Origin of the sequence: Sulfitobacter sp. THAF37 (assembly GCF_009363555.1) — a bacterium.
Classification (GTDB): domain Bacteria; phylum Pseudomonadota; class Alphaproteobacteria; order Rhodobacterales; family Rhodobacteraceae; genus Sulfitobacter.
This window is the reverse complement of record NZ_CP045372.1, coordinates 1,184,796-1,207,681: the sequence shown is the minus strand read 5'-3', so window position 1 is coordinate 1,207,681 and position 22,886 is coordinate 1,184,796. Positions and strand designations below refer to the sequence as shown.

The following is a 22,886-nucleotide window of genomic DNA, read 5'->3' as shown; positions in this document are numbered from 1 at the left end:
TCATGGAGTTTCTTTCCGGATTGAGCCTGGCGCACCTTCTGCTGCCGGTTCTCTTCTGCCTGGCCACCCTCGGCTATATCCGTTGTCTGGTGCTCGCACCCGGGCTGACACTTTTTGCTTCGGCCGCGCTGGCCGGACTCGTGTCGCTTTCCTATCCACTGGAACGCCAGAACGCACCGCTCTGGTGCGCCGCTGCCGGGTATGTGCTGATCTCGCTGCTGCTCTCAAGGTGGCGACGGTCAAACGGCACGCCTGCCCCACAGACGACGTTACCCGCCAAAGAAAAGTCGACAGATCGCAAGAACATCGTCATCGACGGCACCAATGTCCTGTACTGGGACGGCGACGTCGCGGAGCTGGCCAGCCTGCGGCTGGTGGTCAGCGCCCTGTTGAACCGGGGCTGGGCGCCTTTGGTGTTTCTCGATGCATCGTCACGCCACCACCTGAAGGACCGGAGCCTGACAGAAAAGACATTCGCAAAGGCACTGGACCTGCCGCAAAACCGGGTCATCGTCTACCCGGCGGGAACAGAGGCCGACGCCTTTCTGTTGAAATATGCCCGCGATCACAACTTGCCCGTGCTGTCGAACGATCAATTCAGGGATCGCCCACAGATTGCGGGCAAACTCCGCCTGGTGCGGGGGATTTTTGCCAACGGAAAGCCGATTTTCGACGGACTTTAGGCGCCCAGCACCGCTTTGCCGTTTCGTATCGTGCCCATTCCCGGTAAGCCTGTGTTGCACCCGTCAATGCAAACCCGGAAAGCCCCCGCCAATGGACTGGCAGAACCTGATCCGTGAACTGATAACTCTGGTGGTGGTCATCGACCCCATCGGCAGCATACCCATCTTTCTTTATGCAACGGCCCATGTGCCCAAGTCGCTGCATCGCAGCTTTGCCCTGCGGGCCGTGCTGGTGGCAGGTGTGGTGCTGCTGGCGTTCCTGATCGCCGGTCAGTTCCTGCTGGAGGCCCTTGGCCTGCGGCTGGGGTCATTTCAGGTCGCGGGGGGATTGATCCTGTTCCTCTTTGCGCTGACCATGATCTTTGGTGACAGCAAGCCAGAGCAGGAAGTCGCCAGCGCGGAGCGTGACCATCTGGCCGGGGCCGTCTTTCCCTTGGCGATGCCCTCTATCGCGTCACCCGGCGCGATGCTGGCCATCGTCATCCTGACGGATAATCACAGCAATCCGGTCGTCGATCAGGTGATCACCGGCGCGCTGCTGGTGCTGGTGCTGTTCCTGACGCTTGTGCTTTTGCTGCTGGCGTCAAAGATCGGCAGACTGATCGGCACGACCGGGTCCAGCGTGATCAGCCGGGTGATGGGCATCGTGCTGGCGACGGTCGCGGTGGACTCGACCCTGGGCGGGCTGGAGGCGCTGGGGCTTCTCAACCTCGCAAGTTCAGAAAGTCCTTTGAACTAGGCCCGTGCCGACGCTCAGGCGAGGGTCACGCCGTTTTCGGTCATGGCGCGCCGCGCTGCATCCAGCGACCCGTCAAGGTCGATCGCGCGGCAGAGATCCTGCCGGACAGTCACGTCGAATCCCAGCCTGGCCGCATCCACCGCAGAAAAATGGACGCAGAAATCCAGCGCCAGCCCCACCATGGTCAACGCGTTGATACCGCGGGTCCTGAGATACCCTTCCAACCCGGTGGGCGTCTTGTGATCATTCTCGAAAAAGGCGGAATAGCTGTCGATGGCGGGGTTGTACCCCTTGCGAATGATCAGGTCTGCGCGGTCCTGCGCCAGCCCACCGTGAAACTGGGCGCCAAGGCTGCCCTGAATGCAGTGATCGGGCCAGAGCACCTGCGGGCCGTAGGGCATCTGCGTCACTTCGTATGGCGCGCGACCGGCATGGCCGCTGGCGAAAGACGAATGTCCCGCCGGGTGCCAGTCCTGCGTCAGGATCACGGCATCGAAATCCGCCATCAAATCGGTGATGCCCGGCACGATCACGTCGCCCTCTGGCACCTCCAGCGCGCCGCCGGGGCAGAAATCCTTTTGCACGTCGATCACGATCAGGGCCTGCATCGGGTCACTCCGGTTCTGAGTTGATACGGGGCCCCTTTTACCGCAGCACCCCCTTGCGCAACAGCCCCCCTCGGGCCTATTTCCGCATCCATGCACACCATCGCCGCCCTGTACCACTTTACCCGCTTCGAGGACCCCGCCGCGCTCAGGCCCGCGCTGCTGGATCTGTGCCTGGCGCAAGGGGTGAAGGGCACGCTGCTGCTGGCACAGGAAGGCGTGAACGGCACAATCGCAGGCCCGCGTGCGGGCGTCGACGCGGTGATCGCCCACCTGCGGTCCCTGCCCGGCTGCGACGGCCTGGAGTGGAAGCTGGCGACGTCGGAAACGCCACCCTTTCCCCGGATGAAGGTCCGCCTGAAGCGCGAGATCGTGACCATGGGCCAGCCGGACGTCGACCCGCGCGCCCGCGTCGGAAACTACGTCGATCCACAGGATTGGAACGACCTGATCCGCGATCCCGAGGTCGCGGTGATTGACACACGCAATGCCTACGAGGTCGCGATCGGCACCTTCGAGGGCGCAATCGATCCCGAAACCGAGAGCTTCGGTGAATTTCCCGCCTGGTGGGAGGCCAACAAGCACCGCTTTCACAACAAGAAGGTCGCGATGTTCTGCACCGGCGGAATCCGCTGCGAGAAATCGACCAACTACCTTCTGGGCCAGGGTGTCGAAGATGTCTTTCATCTCAAAGGCGGTATCCTGAAGTACCTTGAGGAGGTGCCGGAAAAAGAGAGTGCGTGGCAGGGCGACTGCTTTGTCTTCGATGCACGGGTCAGTGTCGGCCACGGGCTGAGCGAGGGGCCGCACATGTTGTGCCACGGCTGCCGGCAGCCGATCCTGCCCGAGGACCGCAACCGTCCCGAATACGAAGAAGGCGTAAGCTGCCATCACTGCTTTGACCGGACCAGCGATCTGGACAAGGGCCGGTTTCGGGAGCGGCAAAAGCAGCTGCGGCTGGCGGCACGGCGCCGCCTGCCCTGATCCGGCACATCCTGATCGCAGCCGAATTTCCCAACAAATTGACCTGTTAAACAGTCCGTAAAGCTCTGCCACTACCCATGGTCGCGGGTGAAAAGAGGTGGTGTAGATGAGTGCGCAAACAAATGCGCAGCCAATCATCATCAAGCGAAAGAAGGTCGTCGGCGGCGGCGGGCACCATGGGGGCGCCTGGAAAGTCGCCTATGCGGATTTTGTGACCGCAATGATGGCCTTCTTCATGCTGATGTGGCTGCTGAACGCGACAACGGAACAACAACGGAAGGGAATCGCGGACTACTTTTCTCCGACGATCCCGATTAACCGGGTTTCCGGCGGCGGCAACGGCGCCTTCGGTGGCGAGAGCATCTTTTCCGAGATGACGTTGCCCAAAGAGGGGACCGGATCGACCGCGCAACATGCGGCACGCGATGACAAGGCCCGGGGCGATAGCGGCAATACCCCCGATGCAGAGGCGTCCGAGATCGAAGAACAACGGTTTCGCGATCTTGACGCGCAGCTTCAGGGCATGGGGGGCGAGAGCCTGGTGATGGAAAACGCCAAGCGGCATATCGTGACCCGCATCACCGACGAAGGGCTGGTGATCGAACTGTTCGATCTGGACGACGTGTTTCTGTTCCAGAAGGACAGCAATGTCCCGAATCAGATCCTGAGGGATCTGGCCGCGCTGATTGCCGGAACCGTAAAGACCGTGACCAACAAGATCGCCGTGGGCGCGCATGTGCGGGCCAACCCGATTGTGCTGGCGGACAGCCCGGTCTGGGAGCTGTCGGCGCAGCGCGCGGCTGGCATGCGCACCCTTCTGGAGGATAACGGTGTCATGCCGCGACGCATACGACGGGTGACAGGCCACGCCGACAGGGCACCGGTTGTGGCGGACCCGATGGCAAACCGAAACAACCGGATCGAGATCATTTTGCTTCGCGATGTACCGCGCAACTGAGCCGGGCAGGAATATGGGGAATTTTATCTGTTAGCGCGCCGTTAAGCCGACGCTGCGTACAAGCGGGCAGACTTTGACTGACCGATGCAGCAGAAAGGCGTGTCTATGACAATTTCATCTTCGCTCAACGCAGGGGTGGCAGGGCTTCAGGCGAATGCAACGCGCCTTGCGTCCATCTCTGACAACATCGCGAACTCCTCGACATACGGATACAAGCGTGTGAGCACGGAGTTCGAGTCACTGGTGATTTCTTCCCGCGGCGGCACCTATTCCGCCGGCGGCGTCCGCGCGAACACGCAGCGCCTGATTGACCAACGCGGCCCGCTGGTATCGACGTCGAATGCCACCGACCTGGCCGTGCGCGGCCGCGGCTTTCTGCCAGTGACCCAGGCGACGGAGGTCGAAGTGGGCAATGGGGCGACTTCCATGATGCTCACCACGACCGGATCGTTCAGAACCGACTCCGAAGGATATCTACGGTCCAGTTCCGGCCTGGTGTTGCTGGGCTGGCCTGCCCAACCGGACGGGACGATCCCCAATTTTCCGCGTGATACCGCAGACGGCCTGGAGCCCGTGCAGATCAACGTGAACCAATTCTCGGGCGAACCGACGACCAGCATGACATTGGGCGTCAACCTGCCCGCAACCGACACCGATGCAGGCGCACCGGGTGATACCCAGAACCTGTCGGTCGAGTATTTTGACAACCTCGGCACCTCCGAGAACATCAACGTCACTTTCACGCCGACGGTCCCGGCCACTGGGTCGTCAAACGAATGGACCGTGACCATGACCGATTCCGCAACGGAACCGGCGGGTACGGTGATTGGTGAATACATCCTGACCTTTGCGGACGATCGCACAGCCGGCGGCACGCTCGCGTCGGTGACCACGGTCAGCGGTGGTCCCTACGATCCGGCGACCGGGCAATTGATCGTTGACGTTGCAGGCGGTCCGATCGAAATCGACATCGGCCAGATCGGTGAAAGCGACGGGATCACGCAGCTGTCAGATGCATTTGCACCGGTATCCATCTCCAAGGATGGATCGCCTGTCGGGAATATGACCAGCGTGGAGGTCGACGCGAACGGCTACGTGCATGCCTACTTCGACACCGGAATCACCCGCACGATCTATCAGGTGCCGCTGGTCGATCTGCCCAACCCCAACGGGATGGTGGCGCTGGACAGCCAGACCTACCAACCGTCGGTCGACAGCGGCTCCTTCTTTCTGTGGGACGCCAGCGACGGCCCCACCGGTGACATCCTGGCCTTCGCACTCGAAGAATCCTCAACCGATGTAGCGGGTGAACTCACCTCGATGATCCAGACACAACGGGCATATTCCTCAAACGCCAAGGTGATCCAGACCGTGGACGAGATGCTGCAGGAAACCACGAACATCAAACGCTGATACCGTGCGGGCTTGATCACCAATCCCTAGGGGAGACCTATCATGACCATTTCCGGCGCGTTGACCAACGCCATGTCCGGCCTGCGGGCAGCCAGCCGCGGCGCGGAGGTTGTTTCTTCCAACATATCCAACGCCCTCACCCCCGGATATGCCCGCCGGGTGCTGGCACTGTCCACCCAGGCGACGGGCGGCGCCAGCGGTGTCCAGATCGACGGAGTCGTGCGGATCATGGACGCCGCCCTCGCTTCGGATCGCAGGATGGCAGAGGCAGATCAGACCCACGCGGACAGCCGGGTCCAATTCCATACAAGGTTCGAGACCCTCATCGGGACGCCAGACGATCCGGCGTCGCTGTCTGCCCGTATTGCCGGGTTCGAAAACAGCCTGATCTCAGCGGCCAGCAGGCCCGACGCACCGGAACGGCTGGTGGCCTCGGTCGGAGCCGCGCGCGACCTGGCAACCGGCCTCCGGGATGCTTCCGCCGGTGTCCAGGCCGCGCGGGGCGATGCCGACCGGAATATCGCGCGCATGGTGGACGAGCTGAACATCGCCCTGGAACATGTGGTGGAACTCAACACCCAGATCACTGCCCTACAGGTCCAGGGGGGCAACACTGCCACCCTGCAGGATCAGCGGCAACAGGTCGTGGACCGGATCGCCACATTGGCACCGGTTCGGGAGGTACCTCGCGACAATGGCCAGATCGCGCTCTACTCGACCGGTGGCGCGGTACTGATCGACGGCACGGCGGCGGTCATCGGCTTCGAACCGGTCAACGTGGTCACGCCCCACATGAGCCTTGCGGACGGCACCTTGTCAGGCCTCACAGTCAACGGGCAGTCCGTACGCACCGACAGCGACCGCGGCGCCCTGCGCGGCGGTGCGCTTGCCGGTCAGTTCGCGATACGCGACGAACACGGCGTAGCCGCCCAGGCCCAGCTGGACACTCTCGCGCGCGACCTGATCGAACGCTTCGAAGACCCGGCGGTGGACCCCACGCTGGGGGCGGGCGATGCAGGTCTGTTTACCGACGGCGGTGCGCCGCTCGACCCCCTGGATACCGTGGGGCTTGCACAGCGGTTGTCCGTAAATTCCGCCGTAGACCCCCAGCAGGGGGGTGAGGCCTGGCGCATCCGCGACGGGATGAACGCGGTCGTTCAAGGGAATGCGGGCGATGCCACGCTATTGCAGGCTTTTTCACAGGCGTTGAACGATCCGCGCCCGGTGACGGGTGGTGGCATTGGCGGCCAGTCTTTCGGAGCCATGTCGCTGGCCGCGACCCTGGCCTCCAACATCGGAGCCGACCGCACCAATGCCGAGCAGATACTCAGTTTTGCCACCTCCCGGCTGACGGAACTGACCGAAAGACAACTGGCCGACGGGGTCGATTCGGATGCGGAAATTCAGCGTCTGATGCTTATCGAACGCGCCTATGCGGCGAATGCACGCGTGATCGAGACTGTCGATGAGATGATGCAAACCCTTCTGAGGATGTGAACGATATGATGAATGCTTCGATCGGGGACTTGGCCGTATCCTACACCCAGCGCCGCCGCAACGTGGCTTTGAAACAGGACATCAATCGTCTGACCGCGGAGCTTGCCAGCGGGCAGATCTCGGACACCCGCAAGGTGCTGGCGGGGAACTACAGCTATCTGACCGATATCGAACGCAAGATGACGACACTTTCGGGCTATTCCGTCGCCACTGCCGAAGCGGCGCACTACGCCGGTGCCATGCAGACCAGTCTGGGCCAGATTGGCGAAATCACGCAGGATCTGTCCGCCAGCCTGCTGGCAACCGGCACCAACACCAACGGCCCTTCTGCCTCGACCACGGCATCGGAAGCACGCAATGCGCTTGGCGGGATCGTCGGTCGATTGAACGCGCAGATTGCCGGGCGGCACATGTTTTCCGGCACGGCGACCGACCGCGCGCCCCTGGTCGATGTCGATACCCTTCTGACGTCGCTATCGTCCGCGATGGCCGGGGCGACCACACCCGACGACATGCTTGCGGCAGCGCAGGCCTGGTTCGACGATCCTGCAGGTTTTGCCGCCAGTGCCTATGTCGGCGCGGCGGATGCATTGGCCCCCTTTCAGCTGTCGCTGACAGAGGCGGTGACCCTGGATGTGAACGCCACCGCGCCCGAACTGCGAGATTCCCTCCGCCTGACGGCAGTCGCGGCACTGGCCGACGATCCGTCCTTCGCGATGACCGGAGCGGATCAGAAAGACCTGTTTTCAAAGGTAGGAAAGGCGATGCTCTTCACTCAGGACGACCTGATCTCCCTTCAATCGCGTGTGGGATATGCCGAGGCGCGGATTGACGAGATTACCGCCCGCAATGCGGCCGAACTGACGAGCCTTGAGTACACGAAATCGGCCTTGCTCTCCATTGATCCGTTCGAAGCAGCGACACGCCTGGAGGAAGCGCAGTTCCAATTGCAGAGCCTTTATTCCGTGACCGTCCGCATGTCCCAACTCAGCATCGTGAACTTCCTGTGATGCGGCTGATCATGTCCCTTTGCGCTTTGCTGATGTGCACCGCCGTTGCGCAGGCGGGCCCCGTGCGGATCAAGGATCTGGTGGACTTCGGCGGTGTCCGCGGCAACGACCTGGTCGGATATGGTCTGGTGGTCGGATTGGACGGGACCGGCGATGGATTGCGCAACGCGCCCTTCACCGAAGACATCATGACCAACATCCTTGAACGGCTGGGCGTTAACGTCACCGGAGAGCAATTCCGCCCCAAGAACGTCGCGGCGGTTTTGGTCACGGCGGCGCTACCGCCCTTCGCACGTGCAGGCGGGCAGGTCGATGTAACGGTCTCTGCGATTGGCGACGCAAAGAGCCTGATGGGTGGTACGCTGGTCATGACGCCGCTCAATGCCGCAGACGGCGAGATATATGCCGTGGCTCAAGGCACGATCATCGCGGGCGGCGCCACGGCCGAAGGAGACGCCGGTCGTGTGACGCAGGGCGTTCCCACCGCGGGGGTGATCCCGTCAGGCGCCCGGGTCGAGAAGGAGATCGCCTTCCAGCTCGGTTCCCTTTCGGAGCTTCGGCTGGCCCTACGCGAAGCCGATTTCACCACTGCCGCTCGGATCGAGCAGGCCATCAACCGGAATTTCGGACGACAAGTCGCGGTCATGCTCGACAGCGGGACGGTGCAACTGGATGTACCGGCAACACAGATGCGCTCTGTGGCGCATGCGCTTGGCCGGATCGAAAACATCGAAGTGGAGCCCGAGCGCAAGGCCCGGGTTGTCGTCGATCAACGGTCCGGTACCATCGTGATGGGCGAAGATGTGCGCATCAGCCGGGTAGCCGTCAGCCAGGGCAACCTGACCCTGCGCATTCAGGAGACCCCGATCGTGGTGCAGCCGAACCCTTTTTCTGAAGGGGAAACCGTTGTCGTGCCGCGCACCAATGCCGCCATCCAGGAAGAACCTGGCATCGGTTTGGCCGAAGTACGGGAAGGCACCTCTCTGTCAGAAGTGATCGCTGGACTGAATGCATTGGGCGTGTCGCCGCGTGACATGATCGACATCCTGAAGAGCATCAAGGCAGCTGGCGCCCTGCACGCGGAATTCGTCGTCCGTTAGAGCAGCCTGATTTGGCGGAATAGCAACGCTGTCAGTCCTGGCCAGATACCCGTTCGCCAGGCGAGGATTGACGCCATTACCGCCCCAAGCGCGAGGTGCAGCCCGACAACGATCTGTGCAAGGGCTGCGCCGGTGTCAGGGTCAAGAGCCGCTGCCAAAGCGCAAACGCCAACAATCCCGATGGTGCGGGTCACGAATACATCGCGCTGCCACCCTGCACGCTCCAACAATAGATCCGCCGCGCCGAAAAGCGCCGGACCCATCTGAGCCATGACAAGAAGGGGCAGAACCTCTCGGAACTCCGCAACAGGCGCCCCTGCGACTCTTTCGAAATAGGGTGCGAATGCGATGACGCCCATCCCGACGCCACCGCCGACAAGCAGCATGCCGAGGTTCAACCTCGCCGCCAGATTATTAAAGCCTGCCGGTCCCACCTCGACGTTGTCGAAGGCGCGAAAGGACTTCTGTTTCAGGAGCATAAGCGGGACTTCGACTGCTATGGCAACCGCCCGTGCGCACAGATAGCCGATGGCTGCGGGAGCTGGCAGGAGAAATGGCAGGATCAGAAGGTCCACAATCCGCAGGCCGACGGCGGAAAGATCAAGAGCACCATGCGAAGCGGGCCGGGCAGGCTCCGGCGGCGATTGCAGCATCACATGCCAAGGGCCACGACCCTGGATCAAAAGTATGACGAGGCCCGTCGCCCCGGCCAACCCGACGACCGCATTGGCATCAACAACAGCCAACGGTCGTGAAAAATACACAATCGTTGCCAGAATTGCCAACCGAAGGCATGGAAACACTGGGACCGGTCCGGCGAGCGACCTGCCGTAGGTCTCAACGATATGCAGCGCGCCGATACACAGTGCCAGGCCCAGCGCGCCAATCAGCAACAAAGGTTGGCCCGAAAACAGTGGCAACGCCTCGCCAATCAGGGCACCAAGAAAGATGGCGCAGGCTGCGACCCAGCGCATCAGAAACCTTTCCAGAGCGTCGTGCCAACTGAGCGTGCCGGCCTGCCTTGCTTTGAAAAGGCCGGCCATCATAAGGCTGGCCAAGCCCTCGGCGAGAGCCAACGCCCCAAACGCATGGCCAAGAGCCGGCCTTTCCAGGGTCGTCGACAGCACGGCAAATAGGGCCATCCAGCCCGATGCCAGCAAGACGGTGCGGATCATGCCGCACCCGGACAGTTCTGCCGACAGGCAAGAATTTTCGACGACATGAAACCCCACTCGAAACCCGGACACCCGGCGGCAGTCTATGGCTGCGGGCGGTTACGGCGGGCTTAATCCCGGGGCGCAGATGTCCGGCTGAATTGGGTCAAGCTGGTTGGGAATTTTCAGAAATAGCTGCGTACCAGACTGCCTGCAATCAGGCTCCACCCGTCGGCGACGACGAAAAAGGCAAGCTTGAAAGGCAAAGACACAATAGCGGGCGGTACCATCATCATACCCATCGACATCAGGATAGCCGCGACCACCAGGTCGATGATGAGAAAAGGTAGAAAAACGAGAAATCCGATCTGGAAAGCACGGGAAATCTCGGACAACAGAAAGCTCGGCACCAGCAAAGAAAGGGGTGCTTCGGCGGTCGGTGTCGCGGCACGGGTGTCAGGCCGGAGTTCCGCCAAGGCCAGGAAGGTATCCGGGTCAAGTCGTCCTGCCATGAAACCACGAAATGGGTCGATCGCCCGCTCAAACGCAGTCTCCGCATCTATTTCTTCAGTTGTAAGCGGCCGGATGCCGTTTTCCCAGGCGGCGGTAAATACGGGTTCCATCACGAAATAGGTCATGAACAACGCGAGACTGACGATCAGCATGTTCGGCGGCGACTGCTGCAGCCCGATGGCTTGCCGCAGGATGGCAAGTACCGTCACCATAAAGGGAAAGCAGGTGATCATGATCGCCAGGCCGGGCGCGAGGCTGAGAACGGTGATCAGCGCAAAAAGCTGGATCGTCCGGGCGGAAAGCGAGCCATCCTCACCGAGCGAAATCGACAAATCCTGTGCTTGGACACCAGCTGGCACCAAGAACAGGCCCGCCACAATCAGCAGGAGAACAGGCCGCCATCCCGTCACAGGCCGCTCTTCAGATCCACAATTTCCGTCAGGCGGACCACCAATTGACCAGTGGGGTCGTCTTCCTTTTCCTCAAGCAGGCCGCGCGCGATCAGCCGTTCGCCGACATAGAGATCGACCGGATCGTCCACCTTGCTGTCAAGAGAAAGGACGGTGTTTTCGCCCAACATGACCAGGTCCCGGATCAACGGACGCGCCTTGCCGACGCAGACAGTCACCTCTATCGGGACGGCGGTGAATGGGTTGGCAGGGTCAGCGGCAGGGTTTGCGGTGGTCTCATCCATTTTCCAGCTCTCTCTCGGTCTGTTCGAAAAACGCCTCGACGGCTTCGGCGATACTTTGGCGCACCGCATCCAGGTTGATCTCTCGCTCGATCTGTCCTGCTGCGATCAGGGCCTGGCCGCCCGTCAACTCCGCATCGCCAAGGAAGCGGAACGGCAGCTTCGGAAAACGGGCCGCAATCTCTTCCATGACCGGAAGGGCATCGGGGGCTACGGTAATCTCAAAAATCGCGCCGCTCTGGTCTTTGGCCAGAGTCGCGACCTCGGCGACAATTTGCGCGCTGAGCGCGATCCGCGCGACGTCGGGCAGCAATCTGGTGGCAATGGCCTCCAGAATCGGGCGCATCGCAACGCTGAGACCGGCGAAGGCTTCGTGGTAGGTAAACGACATGTCCTGAATGGTCTGGGACAGCTCCGACACCGCCTTTTGCTGCGCGTTCTGGTGCGCGTTCGTCGCATCGTCCCAACCGGCCTGATAGCCATTCTCGAATGCGGCAAGGTTCGCCTCTTCGAAGCTCTCATCCTCTTGCCCTTCTGCATCCGTCTGGTTCTGGCCCGCATTGCGGAAATCACTGTATAGATGACTGAGCGACATCAGGCGCGTTCCTCATTTTCTTCCAGCCAGCTGCGCAGGATTTCCACGGTTTCCTCGTGGCGCTCGCCGATCATGTCGCGCAGACGCTGAACCGGGTCTTCTGACGGGCCGCCACCCATCATCGGCAGATCTGACAACGGCGCGAACTCGCCTCCTGATTCGCCGCCAAGTTGCAGGTTCGGCAAATCGTAGCTCTCGTCCGCCAGCTCGCCTGACAGGACAGATGCGCCATCGCCGGTCTCTGCGGGAGCGGCAGCAGGCAGAGCTGCAACAGGGCCCGGTGCGGGACCGGCCTGGCGGGACAGCACCGGACGGACCACGAAAAGGCCGAGAATGAGGGTGACAAGGGCCAGGATCCCCATCTGGATGGCCGACATCAGATCGATGTCGATGCCGCCAAACAAAGAGGTTTGCGCACCGGTGCCGTCTACCGGCACAGACTGCAACGCCATCGACTTGATGGTGATAATGTCGCCGCGGGCCTCGTCGTAGCCGACCGCTGAGGACACCAGTTCGCGCAGAGCCTGCATCTCCGCTTCGTCACGAGGTTCAGTGACCTGTTCTCCCGCATCGTTCGTGGTCGTTGTGTTGTTGACCAACACCGCGACGGTCACGCGTTTGATGGCACCGGGCGCGCGAACAATCTCCCGCTCCGTCTCGGACACTTCGTAATTGACCCGCTCACGGGTCTCCGTGTTCTGCGAAGACGAGTTTTCGCCGCCCGCGCCCCCCTCTTGATCCGGCAGATTGCTGGCCACGGTAACATCGCCACCGCCTGCATCGGAAGAGCTGTTGCTGCGTTCTTCCGTGTCCGTGCTGATTGCGACCTTACCATCCGGGTCGAAGACGCGTTCGCGAATCGCTTCGCTTTCGGTGACGGTATCGACGCTGACCTCGACGATAGCGTTGCCAAAGCCGACACGCGCTTCCAGCAGTCGTTGAACACGATTGCGAAGAACCTGCGCCTTGTCATCGCCGCCGATGGCCGGGGGGGCGTCGTCCGCCTGGCCAAGCAACGCGCCGTTCGCATCGATCACCGCTACATCGTCGGGCGAAAGACCGGCAACGGCGGAAGACACCAGATAGCGCACCGCCTTAGCCTGCGCCGCCGAGATCTGGCCACCGTTCGGCGTGAGCGACACCGACGCCTTGGGGGTGACACCCCGCTGGAATGGATTCGACCCGGTGGACGCAATGTGAACCCGCGCCATCGCAATCTGGCGATTGGCAACGATTGTGCGGGCAAGCTCGCCTTCCTTTGCACGCCAGTAAGCGGCATCGAACATCTGGCTCGTGGTGCCAAAGCCGGTCAGGCTGTCCAGCAGTTCATAGCCGCGATTGCCGTTTGCCGGTAATCCTTCGCTGGCCAGGGTCAGGCGCAGCTGATCCCTTTCGCTCGAATCGACGAAAATGGACTCGCCACGCACCTCGAACGCGACACCGCGTTGTTCAAGGGCCTGGACGACATCACCCGCGGCACCGCTGTCCAACCCGGCATAGAGCAGAGTCATGCTGGGTTGCGTCGCCATGCGGGACATGGCGAGAACCGCAAAAAACATCGCCACGGTCGCGAGGATCACGATGATCTGACGGCGCAATTCCAGCCCCGTCCAGACATTCAGTACTTGCTGCACATTTGCCTCCGTCCTGTCATGCGTTCTGCCGACACCGGGGACAGCAATGAACGATCTGGCTTAACAATCGGTTAGTGCAAACGGGGCTATAGACGGGATCGACCCAGGAATTGGAAAGATCATGTCCGAGCCACAAGAAGAACCCGAAGCGCCGCCGAAAAAGGCTTCCAAGTTGCCCCTGTTGCTGGGAATATTGCTCGGCCTCGCCGGGGCGGGTGGCGGTTTCTATGCAACATGGTCGGGCCTGATTCTCGGCACCGACCCTCATGAAAATGCGGCGCCTGAAGCGCAGAAGGCCCCGAGCGCGGACGTCGCGTATGTCGCTGTAGAGCCTTTGGTCGTTTCCCTGCGTGGTGCCGGTCAGAATCAGCATCTGAAGTTCCGCGCACACCTGGAGACGTCGCCCGAATCGCAGCCGGAAGTCGAGAAGCTGCTGCCGCGCGTGACGGACGTGCTCAATTCCTACCTGCGGGCGCTGGAGGTCGCGGACATAGAAGACCCCGCCGCGCTGACGCGGTTGCGCGCCCAGATGCTGCGCCGGGTACAGGTGGTGACGGGGCAAGGTCATGTGAACGATCTGCTGATCATGGAATTTGTGTTGAACTGAGGAGCGGAAATGGAATTGATCGCTGATATTCTGCTGGCATCCGGTGCCCTGGGCGCGGGGTTCTACTGTTTCGTACTGGGCCGACGGCTGAACAGGTTCAACGACCTGGAAAAAGGGGTGGGCGGTGCCGTCGCAGTGCTGTCCGCGCAAGTGGACGATCTGAACAAGACCCTGACCGCAGCGCAGGAAGCGGCGAACCAATCGGCGTCGACGCTCACCGCGTTGACCGAGCGGGCAGAAAACAGTGCGCAAAAGCTGGAACTGCAAATGGCGTCGCTGCACGACATTCCAAACACGCCGCCACCGCCCCCTGAGGCACCGGCAAAGGCGGCGTCGGCAGAGGTGCCGCCGAAACCGTCCGAGCCAATGTTCACACGACACCGGGTTGGAGGGTCAGCATGAAAGTCCGCTTGAAACGGGCCGCGCCCGGTCGGGGCACCATCACAATCATCGCCGCGCTGCTGGCCAGCTCTGCCATCCTGAGGTTGGGACCGGGCGCCGGATCGGCGGTGGCAGAGGCCGTTTTGCCCCTCCAACAGGCTTCCGAACAGGGCACGGCACCACAGGCGCCCGCCGGAGAGCCCGACAAGATGGACCGGGTCGGGCTCGGGCGGTTACTGGCCGCGCTGAAGGAGCGTGAGGCGCGCGTTGCAGAACGCGAAGAACAGATCGAGATGCGCGGCAAGGCGCTTTCCGTCGCGGATGAGGAAATAGCGCGTCGGATGGAAGCCCTGGCGGAAATGGAGGAAAACCTGCGCCGCACACTGGCCCTTGCCGATGGCGCGGCCGAGGACGATCTGGCCCGGCTGACGACAGTGTATGAGAATATGAAACCCAAAGACGCCGCCGCATTGTTCGAAACGATGGAACCTGATTTCGCTGCAGGTTTCCTGGGGCGCATGCGGCCTGATGCAGCCGCCGCCGTCCTCGCCGGGCTGTCACCCGAGACGGCCTATTCCATCAGCGTGATCCTTGCCGGACGCAACGCGAATGCGCCGAAATCCTGATCCGGCTGAGGGATTCTTAACACCTGTTTGCGATGGTCCACGCAGTTCGGTCGAAATGGAATCTGTTCCGGGGGAAGCATCATGATCGGTATCATTGGCATCATCACGATCTTTGTCATGGTCTTCGGCGGCTATCTCGCTGCCGGGGGCAAAATGGGCATCATTCTGAAATCGCTGCCATTCGAAATGATGATGATCGGCGGCGCGGCAGTCGGAGCGTTTCTGATCAGCAACGACGGCGGGGCCGTCAAACATACGCTAAAGGATGTGGGGAAGGTATTCAAAGGCCCGAAGTGGAAGCACGAAGACTACCGCGATCTGCTTTGCCTTCTTTTCGAGCTGATCCGGCTGGCCCGCCAGAACCCCGTCGCCATCGAAGAACATATCGAGGCACCGGCAGAGTCATCCATCTTTTCCAAATATCCGCGAATCCTTACGGACAAGGAGGCGATTGCGCTGATTTGCGATACGATGCGTTCGGCGTCGATGAACTACGACGATCCGCACCAGGTCGAGGAAGTGCTTGAGAAGCGGATGGATGCCAACGCACACCATGCGCTGCATTCAAGCCATGCCTTGCAGACGGTTGCGGACGGTTTGCCCGCCCTTGGAATCGTCGCGGCGGTTCTCGGGGTGATCAAGACGATGGCCTCCATCGACCAGCCGCCGGAAATCCTGGGCAAGCTGATCGGGGGCGCGCTGGTCGGAACATTTCTGGGCGTTTTCCTAGCATATGGGCTGGTCGGCCCCTTCGCCGCCAAGGTCAAGGACGTGGTCGAGGACGAACAGCACTTCTACCGTTTGATCCGCGAAGTATTGGTAGCCAACCTGCACAATCACGCGACCAATATCTGCATCGAGGTCGGTCGGCAAAACACACCATCGCATTGTCGGCCAACCTTCTCTGACCTTGAAGAGGCCCTGAAATCGGTCAAGCAGGAGGCCGCGTAGAGATGCCCGGTCTCTATCGTTACCTATTTGCCTTGTGCTTCTGCCTGCTCCCCTGTGCGGGCAGTGCCGCGCCTTCGGTCTTGCAATCCGGTGAACATGAGGGGTTCACCCGGCTTGTCGCGAGCTTTGCCGAAACCGTCACCTGGGAGGCGGAGAGAACCGACTCCACACTGGTGCTGCGTCTCAACGGGCACATCGATGGCTTTGACGCCTCCACTGTATTCGACAAGATCACGAGGGATCGAATTACCAACCTGTCCCAGACCGGCGATACCCTCACGCTCACGCTCGGCTGCGATTGCAATGTCGCGGCATTCGCGGTGGGCCGCCAATATGTGGCCATTGACGTCCTGAGCCCCGGTGTCGAAACGGCACTTCCCATGGTCGAAGAAGTGTCCCCAGCGCCGACGAAGGATGCGGCAACAGGGGAATCTGAACGCCCGCAACCGGCGGGGAATGACCAAGAGATACGCCCGCAGGTCGATACCGCGCTGCAGCGGGACGCTTTGTCCGACAAGGAGCTGGACCTCATCAGCGAAGTTCAGGATCGTCTGGCAACGGAGATCGGCGTCGCCGCGACGCGTGGCATCCTGCAGCAGGACGGAAACTTCAGCCTTCCGACGCTGCCGCAACTGCAACGTGAAACCTCGCGCCTGGACGAGCATCTGGAAAACGGCCCCCCCCTGCCAGAAGAGCTGCCAGAAGCCATCCGCAACATTCGCATCAGCAACAGCACAGACTTGCCAAGGTCTGGCAGAGGGATGGACGACGGCACCTCCATTACCGGCCTGACCTGCCCCAAAGACGACGAGGTTGGGATCGCCGATTGGGGCGGCGAAGGTCCTTTTCACTCTCAGGTCGGTATTGCCCGCGCGCGCCTGTTCGGAGAATTCGACAGGCTTGATCGGGAGGCGGCCGAGGATCTGGCCAAGATCTATATCTATCACGGTTTTGGCGCAGAGGCGCACCAGATCCTCATGCTGGAACCGGGCCTTGCCCAGCAAAACCCCCTGCTTGTCGGAATCGCCGAAATACTGGAGGACGGCAGGGCGGCGAATGCCGAATATTTTCGGTCTTTGCTGACATGTCGCACCGATATCGCGCTCTGGGCGATCCTGGCGAAACAAAGTCTCGATCTTCCCGGTGCGCTCGATCCGGCACCGGCCATTCTGGCGCTGAACCGGCTGCCGGCTCACCTGAGAAAATTCCTTGCGCCTGAACTGAGCCGCCGCTTGCTGCAACACGGCGATACCGAGGCCGCCGCGCTGGCCCTGCGCAGCATTGAACGGCTGCCCGACCCGCTTGACCCCGCCGGGCGTTTTGCCCAGGCGCAGGTCGATCTGGACGCAGGCAATAAAGACGAGGCCAAGGCACAACTGAAAGAAGTGATCGAGGACAATACCACCCAGTCGCCCGAAGCGCTGATCGCTCTGGTCGATACGCAGATGCGGGACAATCAGCCCGTCAGCCATGAAACCGCCAGTCTGATCGAGGCCTACGCACAGGAACTACGCGAGACCGCGCTGGGGCCGGAATTACGCCGCGCGCATGTTCTTGCGCTCGCCAAGTCCGGCCAGTTTGACCAAGCCTTTGATGCGTTCCAAGCCTTGGGCGGGGAAAAGGACGATACCGCCTCGGCCAGCCTGCGCGCGCAATTGCTGAACGAGACCGCCGAAACCGCCGAAGAGGTTGTATTTCTGGAGCACTTGTTCAGGCAAACCCCGGCGCAACTGGCCGGGGTCCCCCCCGCAACGCGAATGAAAATCGCTGAACGGTATTTTGCCTTGGGCTTCGATCACGCTGCCAGGGAAATTATCGAGACTTTGCCAGATCAACCGGTCAACAGGGATCGCCAGATGCTCGCCGCGCGGATAGCGTTACGGTTGGAACGCCCCGCGCAGGCGCGGTCGGCACTGCTGGGCCTCGACAGCGCGGAGGCGGACCTCTTGCGCGCGGAAGCCCAGCGCATGTCCGGCGCTCTTGATGAGGCGCGGCGCCTGTATCTGCGCGCGGGCCGCGAGCAGGATGCAGTCAACACCGCCTGGCTCGCGGATGACTGGGATGCCCTGTCTGCGGAAGAACCCTCCATCTTTGGACCCGTCGCTGCAGTGGCGGCCCAGAATACCGCCGCTGATCCGACAGGCGAGGGGATGCTGGCAAGGACGGTCGAGGCGCTGGAGGAAAGCGGTAACGCCCGTGCGGTCCTCTCGGAATTGCTGAGCGCGCCGGACCTGCAGCTTTCCGGGTCTGAAGCGACAGAGTGATCCTGCCGCTGTCTTGCGGTTACGGAAAATAAACCAGACCGATCTAGCGTGCCTTCAGCCACAGAAGTGGCCGAGAGGAGTCGCAGAATGCCAGATACCCCCAGGCCTGTCTTCCATGGCGCGCCCGACGCCGCACGCGCATGGTGAGCAGATGAACAGTCTATCCCTCCGGGCGGCTTTCAGCCCGACGATCCTGCTGGCCATCGCGCTGATGGCAGTGATCGTGATGATGATCCTGCCCATGCCCTCTTGGGTGCTGGACACCGGACTGGCGGCGTCTTTTGCCTTGGCGATCCTGATTTTCACAGTGACCCTGTTTATCGAGCGACCACTGGATTTTTCGGCCTTCCCGACGATCCTGCTGGCCTCTTTGATGTTGCGGCTTTCGCTCAATGTCTCTTCGACCAAGCTGATCATCGGGCAGGGCCACACCGGAACGGATGCGGCAGGCAACGTCATCGAGAGCTTTGCGCAATTCGTGATGGGTGGCTCGATCTTTCTGGGGTTGGTCGTTTTCTGCGTGCTGCTGATCGTGAATTTCATGGTCATCAACAAAGGCGCGACCCGCATGGCCGAAGTCGGCGCGCGGTTTGCACTGGACGGGATGCCGGGCAAGCAGATGGCGATCGACAGCGACATGTCGGCAGGCGCAATTACCCATGATGAAGCCCGCGAGCGGCGCGAGCGGGAACAGCAGGAAACCACATTCTTTGGCTCGCTCGACGGCGCGTCGAAGTTCGTGAAAGGCGACGCGATCGCGGGCCTTCTGATCACGCTGCTCAACCTGGTCGCCGGACTGATCATGGGCGTCGTCGTGCACGGAATGCCGATGGGCGCCGCCTTCGAAACCTATGCAATCCTGACGGTCGGGGACGGTTTGGTCAGCCAGATACCGGCGGTTGTAATCTCAATCGCATCGGCCCTGCTGCTGGCGCGCGGGGGGACACAGGGTGCAACCGATCTGGCGGTGTTCAGCCAGCTTGGCAAACATCCTTCCGCCCTGGCGACCGTGGCCGTGCTTATGCTGGCCTTCGGCCTTTTCCCGGGGCTGCCTTTCGTGCCCTTCATGCTGGGGGGGGGCGCCTTGGCTCTCGCAGCCTACACAATGCACCGTAAGCACAAGCGGGACGCAGTGGCCAAGCCTGACCTCGCCCCGGCAGAGACCGCCCCACGAGAAAGGTCATTGGGCGACATCCTCGAACTGGACGATATCCACGTCGAATTCGCGCCCGACCTCGTGAACATGGTATTGGACCCGGGCACCGGGCTGGACGCGCGCATCGTGAAAATGCGTACACATGTCGCTTCGGTCTTCGGGCTGATCCTGCCGGAAATCCGGCTGACGGACCACCCCGGCCTTCCGACGGGGACCTATGTTCTGCGAATTCAGGGGGTTGAGCAGGCGCGCGCCGAACTGAACCCTGATCAGGTGCTCGCCCTTGCTCCGGAGGATCGCAGCGTGCTGCCGCCGGGGACCGACACGGTGGAACCTGTCTACGGCGCGCCGGCGCGCTGGATCAACGCCAGGGACCAGGAAGAGGTCGCCATCGCAGGCGTCACACTGGTCACTCCGACGGAGATTCTGGCGACGCACCTGCTGGAGGTGATAAAGCTCAATTTCAGCAGGTTGCTGACATTGAAATCTCTGCGTCGGACGCTGACGGAGATGGTCAACATTTCCGACCCGGCAAGGTCCGAGGCAAATCGCAAGCTGTTGGACGAACTGATCCCCGACAAGGTCCCGATAGATGTCTTGCATGCGGTTCTCCGGCTGTTGCTGGATGAACAGGTCTCGATCAGGAACCTGCCCCTGATCCTCGAAGCCACGGCAGAGGCAAGGGGCCAGAACGCCCAGCCTGAAGCGATCGTGGAACATGTCCGCCAACGGCTGGGCTTCCAACTGGTCGCCGAGATGCGCCGGCCGGACGGCACCCTGCCACTGATCCAGTTGGCGCCGGAATGGGAAGACACCTTTGCCACCTATCAGGTCGATGGCGACCGGGGCCTGGACATTGCCCTGCCACCGGATCTGTTCAATCGTCTTGCCGAACAGGCATCAGAAAAACTGAACGATGCAAACGAGAAGGGGATCCACGCCGCTCTCGTGACAAGCACGCGGCGGCGCAGGTTCCTTCGCACGGTCATGCGGGCGCGGGGGGTCTCGAACCCGGTCCTTTCGTTTGAGGAAATCGGACTGGACGCGCGGCCCGCCCTGGTCGGCGTAGTCGCCGCCTGATGGACCAGATCGCGGACCTTCTCGGTATTGCACAGGAATGGCTGTGGCATGGCTTTGCCGTGTTCCTGCGTGTCGGCGCCTTGGTGGCTTTGATGCCCGCCTTCGGTGAACAGACTGTGCCGATGCGGATCAAACTGGTGGTCATCCTGGCTTTCGTACTGGTCGTAGCCCCCGCGATACCGATCCAGAGCCGGCCGATCACTGTGGACGCACTCATTCTGCTCTCTCTGACCGAAACGCTCGCCGGGGTGTTGCTTGGCCTTGGCCTCAGGATGTTCATCCTGGCGCTTCAGACAGCAGGTTCCATCGCTGCGCAGTCCACATCTCTTTCGCAAATCCTCGGCGGGGCGGCTGCCGATCCAATGCCCGCCATGGGCTATATCCTGATCGTGGCAGCACTGGCGCTGGCGGTCATCGCCGGACTGCACATCAAGGCCGCCCAGTTCATCATCCTGTCATATGACCTCTTGCCGATGGGTGCATTTCCATCGGGCTCGATGGTTTCGGAATGGGGGGTCGGCCAGGTGCGTCATGCCTTTTCGCTGGCCTTTACCCTTGCCGCGCCCTTCCTGATCCTTTCAGTCATTTACAACCTGGCGCTCGGGGCCATCAACAAGGCGATGCCGCAGCTGATGGTCGCCTTCGTCGGCGCGCCGGTGATCACTGCCGGCGGTCTGTTCTTGCTGGCTGTCGCGTCGCCGCTGATGCTGGAAACCTGGATGTCCGCGTTGGACGCATTTCTGGCAAATCCGCTGAAAGTACAGCCATGAGCGGTCAGGACGACGATACCGACAAGTCTTTCGAGGCGACGCCGCAGAAGCTTCTCGATGCCCGCAAAAAGGGCGAAATAGCCAAGTCCACAGACCTCATGACAGCGGCCGGTTACGCGGGTCTGCTGGCGGCGCTGCTGATGGCCGGGCCTTCTTCGATACGGCACATCGGTACGGCACTGATGGTCATGATCGACCAGGCCCCCGGCCTTGCCGACCTGACGTTCGGCGGCGCGCCGGCGCCAGTGCTTGGCGGCTTGTTCGGGTCGCTTGTCCTGGGGCTCGCGCCGCTTTTTGCCATGCCGGCGGCCGCAGTAATTCTGGCCATCGTCGCCCAGCGCGCATTGGTTTTCGCCCCGACCAAACTTGCGCCCAAGCTGTCGCGGATTTCGCTGATCTCGAATGCGAAGAACAAGTTCGGAAGGAACGGCCTGTTCGAATTCGCCAAGAGTTTCACCAAACTTTGCGTCTACTCCGTCTGCCTCGCGATCTTTATCCGTTTGCGCCTGCCAGACATGCTGGGGGCCTTGCAGACCTCGCCGACCCTGGTGCTCTCCCTGCTGGCGGAGCTCTGCGTCGCCTTTCTGTTTATCGTGGTCCTGGTGTCCGGCGTGATCGGCGGTATCGACGCGGTTTGGCAGCATTTCGAACACCTGCGCAAGAACCGGATGTCCCGAAAGGAGGTTATGGATGAAACCAAACAGGCCGAGGGCGATCCACATCTGAAGCAGGAGCGTCGCCAGCGTGCCATGTCCATTGCGCAGAATCAGATGATGGCCGATGTGCCGACTGCCGACGTGGTGGTGGTAAACCCGACCCATTACGCCGTGGCCCTGAAATGGAGCAGGCTACCCGGTGAGGCGCCCGTCTGCGTGGCCAAGGGCGTTGACGAGGTTGCCCGTACCATCAGGGAACTGGCCGCAGAACATGGCGTGCCGATCCACAGTGACCCGCCAACGGCCCGCAGCCTTCACGCCACGGTGGCCATCGGTGATCAGATAGAGCCCGAATTCTATCGCGCCGTCGCCGCCGCAATCCGATTTGCCGAGGCGATGCGCAACCGGGCAAAGGGACGGATATGACAGACCTGCCCACGCTCGCCCGGATCACCCGCGCCGGATATGATCGCGAAAAGCAAAAGCTGCAACAAGTCATAGCGGAAGAAACCGCACTGCGGACAGAGCTGGCCCGCCTTGGCGAGATGGAGCAAGAGGCCCGAAAAAACACCGACGACACCCACCGGTCGCTCGGCGCCGACGTGATATGGCAAGGCTGGCTGGGACGAACCAGAACCGACCTTAACATGAAGCTTGCCCGCGTGCTGGCGGTCAAGGCGCATCACCAGACAAAAGTGCGCAAGGCCTACGGAAAGGTGCTGGTCCTCGATGAGTTGCTGGCAGACGCGCATGACACAAGGAAACAGCGCCTGGCAAAACAGGCGCTGTTGCGGGCCATTGACCAATCGCTCTTTTGAG

Annotated in this window: 23 protein-coding genes; 17 read left to right on the top strand and 6 right to left on the bottom strand. The window is 61.7% G+C overall.

The genetic code is table 11. The features are described 5' to 3' along the window. Positions 1 to 2 precede the first annotated feature (2 nt). Positions 3 to 683 (top strand): hypothetical protein, encoded by a 681-nt coding sequence (locus FIU94_RS06020; protein WP_152464920.1) that lies wholly within the window; start codon positions 3 to 5, stop codon positions 681 to 683. A 91-nt stretch (positions 684 to 774) separates the two neighbouring features. After that, a complete protein-coding gene (locus tag FIU94_RS06015) occupies positions 775 to 1,422 on the top strand; it encodes a MarC family protein (protein WP_152464919.1) in 648 nt (215 codons plus the stop codon). Positions 1,423 to 1,436: 14 nt separating this feature from the next. On the opposite strand, the gene pncA is transcribed toward FIU94_RS06015, so the two are convergent. Beyond that, a complete protein-coding gene (gene pncA / locus FIU94_RS06010) occupies positions 1,437 to 2,030 on the bottom strand; it encodes a bifunctional nicotinamidase/pyrazinamidase (RefSeq protein ID WP_152464918.1) in 594 nt (197 codons plus the stop codon). Positions 2,031 to 2,120: 90 nt separating this feature from the next. Here pncA and FIU94_RS06005 point away from each other — a divergent pair, with 90 nt between their 5' ends. The 6 genes from FIU94_RS06005 (at position 2,121) to FIU94_RS05980 (ending at position 8,989) form a co-directional block, all read left to right on the top strand. After that, positions 2,121 to 3,011, top strand: a complete 891-nt coding sequence (locus FIU94_RS06005; protein WP_152464917.1) for a rhodanese-related sulfurtransferase — start codon at positions 2,121 to 2,123, stop codon at positions 3,009 to 3,011. A 106-nt stretch (positions 3,012 to 3,117) separates the two neighbouring features. Then, positions 3,118 to 3,969: a flagellar motor protein MotB gene (locus FIU94_RS06000; protein ID WP_152464916.1), complete on the top strand. Its 852-nt coding sequence runs from the start codon at positions 3,118 to 3,120 to the stop codon at positions 3,967 to 3,969. Positions 3,970 to 4,074: 105 nt separating this feature from the next. Next, complete coding sequence (locus tag FIU94_RS05995; protein ID WP_254702623.1) at positions 4,075 to 5,382, top strand: flagellar hook protein FlgE; 1,308 nt, start codon at positions 4,075 to 4,077, stop codon at positions 5,380 to 5,382. Positions 5,383 to 5,424: 42 nt separating this feature from the next. Continuing rightward, positions 5,425 to 6,879 carry a flagellar hook-associated protein FlgK gene (gene flgK / locus FIU94_RS05990; protein WP_152464914.1) on the top strand — a complete coding sequence of 485 codons (1,455 nt, stop codon included), beginning with the start codon at positions 5,425 to 5,427 and terminating at the stop codon, positions 6,877 to 6,879. Between the two features lie 5 nt (positions 6,880 to 6,884). Continuing rightward, positions 6,885 to 7,889, top strand: a complete 1,005-nt coding sequence (locus FIU94_RS05985) for a flagellin (RefSeq protein WP_152464913.1) — start codon at positions 6,885 to 6,887, stop codon at positions 7,887 to 7,889. An 11-nt stretch (positions 7,890 to 7,900) separates the two neighbouring features. Next, positions 7,901 to 8,989: a flagellar basal body P-ring protein FlgI gene (locus tag FIU94_RS05980; protein ID WP_254702622.1), complete on the top strand. Its 1,089-nt coding sequence runs from the start codon at positions 7,901 to 7,903 to the stop codon at positions 8,987 to 8,989. Here FIU94_RS05980 and FIU94_RS05975 read toward each other — a convergent pair. The 5 genes from FIU94_RS05975 to fliF form a co-directional block, all read right to left on the bottom strand. After that, positions 8,986 to 10,164 (bottom strand): hypothetical protein, encoded by a 1,179-nt coding sequence (locus FIU94_RS05975; RefSeq protein ID WP_152464911.1) that lies wholly within the window; start codon positions 10,162 to 10,164, stop codon positions 8,986 to 8,988. The two genes, FIU94_RS05980 and FIU94_RS05975, sit on opposite strands and share 4 nt — an antisense overlap. A 164-nt stretch (positions 10,165 to 10,328) precedes the next feature. After that, positions 10,329 to 11,042: a flagellar type III secretion system pore protein FliP gene (fliP, locus tag FIU94_RS05970; RefSeq protein ID WP_254702646.1), complete on the bottom strand. Its 714-nt coding sequence runs from the start codon at positions 11,040 to 11,042 to the stop codon at positions 10,329 to 10,331. A gap of 20 nt (positions 11,043 to 11,062) precedes the next feature. After that, complete coding sequence (locus FIU94_RS05965; RefSeq protein ID WP_152464909.1) at positions 11,063 to 11,350, bottom strand: FliM/FliN family flagellar motor C-terminal domain-containing protein; 288 nt, start codon at positions 11,348 to 11,350, stop codon at positions 11,063 to 11,065. Next, on the bottom strand, positions 11,343 to 11,942 hold the full coding sequence (locus tag FIU94_RS05960) for a hypothetical protein (protein ID WP_152464908.1): 600 nt from the start codon (positions 11,940 to 11,942) through the stop codon (positions 11,343 to 11,345). The genes FIU94_RS05965 and FIU94_RS05960 overlap by 8 nt, the downstream gene beginning before the upstream one ends. Continuing rightward, entirely contained in the window at positions 11,942 to 13,576 is a 1,635-nt protein-coding gene (gene fliF / locus FIU94_RS05955) for a flagellar basal-body MS-ring/collar protein FliF (protein WP_152464907.1), read from the bottom strand. Before fliF ends, FIU94_RS05960 begins: the two co-directional genes overlap by 1 nt. Positions 13,577 to 13,697: 121 nt before the next feature. Between fliF and FIU94_RS05950 the strand changes: the two genes are divergently transcribed. The 9 genes from FIU94_RS05950 to FIU94_RS05910 all read left to right on the top strand — a co-directional run bounded on the left by FIU94_RS05950 (position 13,698) and on the right by FIU94_RS05910 (position 22,885). Continuing rightward, on the top strand, positions 13,698 to 14,183 hold the full coding sequence (locus FIU94_RS05950) for a flagellar basal body-associated protein FliL (RefSeq protein WP_152464906.1): 486 nt from the start codon (positions 13,698 to 13,700) through the stop codon (positions 14,181 to 14,183). A 9-nt stretch (positions 14,184 to 14,192) separates the two neighbouring features. Next, positions 14,193 to 14,585, top strand: coding sequence for a hypothetical protein (locus tag FIU94_RS05945; RefSeq protein ID WP_152464905.1), 393 nt, complete (start codon positions 14,193 to 14,195; stop codon positions 14,583 to 14,585). After that, entirely contained in the window at positions 14,582 to 15,190 is a 609-nt protein-coding gene (locus tag FIU94_RS05940) for a MotE family protein (protein WP_152464904.1), read from the top strand. The genes FIU94_RS05945 and FIU94_RS05940 overlap by 4 nt, the downstream gene beginning before the upstream one ends. An 81-nt stretch (positions 15,191 to 15,271) precedes the next feature. Further along, a complete protein-coding gene (motA, locus tag FIU94_RS05935) occupies positions 15,272 to 16,141 on the top strand; it encodes a flagellar motor stator protein MotA (protein WP_152464903.1) in 870 nt (289 codons plus the stop codon). A gap of 2 nt (positions 16,142 to 16,143) precedes the next feature. After that, positions 16,144 to 18,405: a lipopolysaccharide assembly protein LapB gene (locus FIU94_RS05930; RefSeq protein ID WP_152464902.1), complete on the top strand. Its 2,262-nt coding sequence runs from the start codon at positions 16,144 to 16,146 to the stop codon at positions 18,403 to 18,405. A 151-nt stretch (positions 18,406 to 18,556) separates the two neighbouring features. Further along, positions 18,557 to 20,641 (top strand): flagellar biosynthesis protein FlhA, encoded by a 2,085-nt coding sequence (gene flhA, locus FIU94_RS05925; protein WP_152464901.1) that lies wholly within the window; start codon positions 18,557 to 18,559, stop codon positions 20,639 to 20,641. Beyond that, complete coding sequence (locus FIU94_RS05920; RefSeq protein ID WP_152464900.1) at positions 20,641 to 21,411, top strand: flagellar biosynthetic protein FliR; 771 nt, start codon at positions 20,641 to 20,643, stop codon at positions 21,409 to 21,411. The genes flhA and FIU94_RS05920 overlap by 1 nt, the downstream gene beginning before the upstream one ends. Then, the gene (flhB, locus tag FIU94_RS05915) at positions 21,408 to 22,493 is read left to right on the top strand and encodes a flagellar type III secretion system protein FlhB (protein ID WP_152464899.1); all 1,086 of its coding nucleotides are present in this window, start codon (positions 21,408 to 21,410) and stop codon (positions 22,491 to 22,493) included. Before FIU94_RS05920 ends, flhB begins: the two co-directional genes overlap by 4 nt. Further along, entirely contained in the window at positions 22,490 to 22,885 is a 396-nt protein-coding gene (locus FIU94_RS05910; protein WP_152464898.1) for a hypothetical protein, read from the top strand. The genes flhB and FIU94_RS05910 overlap by 4 nt, the downstream gene beginning before the upstream one ends. Position 22,886 lies beyond the last annotated feature (1 nt).

Bases quoted from the DNA above. Each gene is read 5' to 3' on its own strand.
- FIU94_RS06015 (WP_152464919.1), top strand. From the start codon at position 775: ATGGACTGGCAGAACCTGATCCGTGAACTGATAACTCTGGTGGTGGTC.
- FIU94_RS05960 (WP_152464908.1), bottom strand. From the start codon at position 11,942: ATGTCGCTCAGTCATCTATACAGTGATTTCCGCAATGCGGGCCAGAAC.
- FIU94_RS06020 (WP_152464920.1), top strand. From the start codon at position 3: ATGGAGTTTCTTTCCGGATTGAGCCTGGCGCACCTTCTGCTGCCGGTT.
- FIU94_RS05940 (WP_152464904.1), top strand. From the start codon at position 14,582: ATGAAAGTCCGCTTGAAACGGGCCGCGCCCGGTCGGGGCACCATCACA.
- FIU94_RS05910 (WP_152464898.1), top strand. From the start codon at position 22,490: ATGACAGACCTGCCCACGCTCGCCCGGATCACCCGCGCCGGATATGAT.
- FIU94_RS05980 (WP_254702622.1), top strand. From the start codon at position 7,901: ATGTCCCTTTGCGCTTTGCTGATGTGCACCGCCGTTGCGCAGGCGGGC.
- motA (WP_152464903.1), top strand. From the start codon at position 15,272: ATGATCGGTATCATTGGCATCATCACGATCTTTGTCATGGTCTTCGGC.
- FIU94_RS05995 (WP_254702623.1), top strand. From the start codon at position 4,075: ATGACAATTTCATCTTCGCTCAACGCAGGGGTGGCAGGGCTTCAGGCG.
- flhB (WP_152464899.1), top strand. From the start codon at position 21,408: ATGAGCGGTCAGGACGACGATACCGACAAGTCTTTCGAGGCGACGCCG.
- flgK (WP_152464914.1), top strand. From the start codon at position 5,425: ATGACCATTTCCGGCGCGTTGACCAACGCCATGTCCGGCCTGCGGGCA.
- FIU94_RS05975 (WP_152464911.1), bottom strand. From the start codon at position 10,164: ATGATCCGCACCGTCTTGCTGGCATCGGGCTGGATGGCCCTATTTGCC.
- FIU94_RS05945 (WP_152464905.1), top strand. From the start codon at position 14,193: ATGGAATTGATCGCTGATATTCTGCTGGCATCCGGTGCCCTGGGCGCG.
- pncA (WP_152464918.1), bottom strand. From the start codon at position 2,030: ATGCAGGCCCTGATCGTGATCGACGTGCAAAAGGATTTCTGCCCCGGC.
- FIU94_RS06005 (WP_152464917.1), top strand. From the start codon at position 2,121: ATGCACACCATCGCCGCCCTGTACCACTTTACCCGCTTCGAGGACCCC.
- FIU94_RS05950 (WP_152464906.1), top strand. From the start codon at position 13,698: ATGTCCGAGCCACAAGAAGAACCCGAAGCGCCGCCGAAAAAGGCTTCC.
- FIU94_RS05965 (WP_152464909.1), bottom strand. From the start codon at position 11,350: ATGGATGAGACCACCGCAAACCCTGCCGCTGACCCTGCCAACCCATTC.
- FIU94_RS05930 (WP_152464902.1), top strand. From the start codon at position 16,144: ATGCCCGGTCTCTATCGTTACCTATTTGCCTTGTGCTTCTGCCTGCTC.
- flhA (WP_152464901.1), top strand. From the start codon at position 18,557: ATGAACAGTCTATCCCTCCGGGCGGCTTTCAGCCCGACGATCCTGCTG.
- FIU94_RS05985 (WP_152464913.1), top strand. From the start codon at position 6,885: ATGATGAATGCTTCGATCGGGGACTTGGCCGTATCCTACACCCAGCGC.
- FIU94_RS05920 (WP_152464900.1), top strand. From the start codon at position 20,641: ATGGACCAGATCGCGGACCTTCTCGGTATTGCACAGGAATGGCTGTGG.
- FIU94_RS06000 (WP_152464916.1), top strand. From the start codon at position 3,118: ATGAGTGCGCAAACAAATGCGCAGCCAATCATCATCAAGCGAAAGAAG.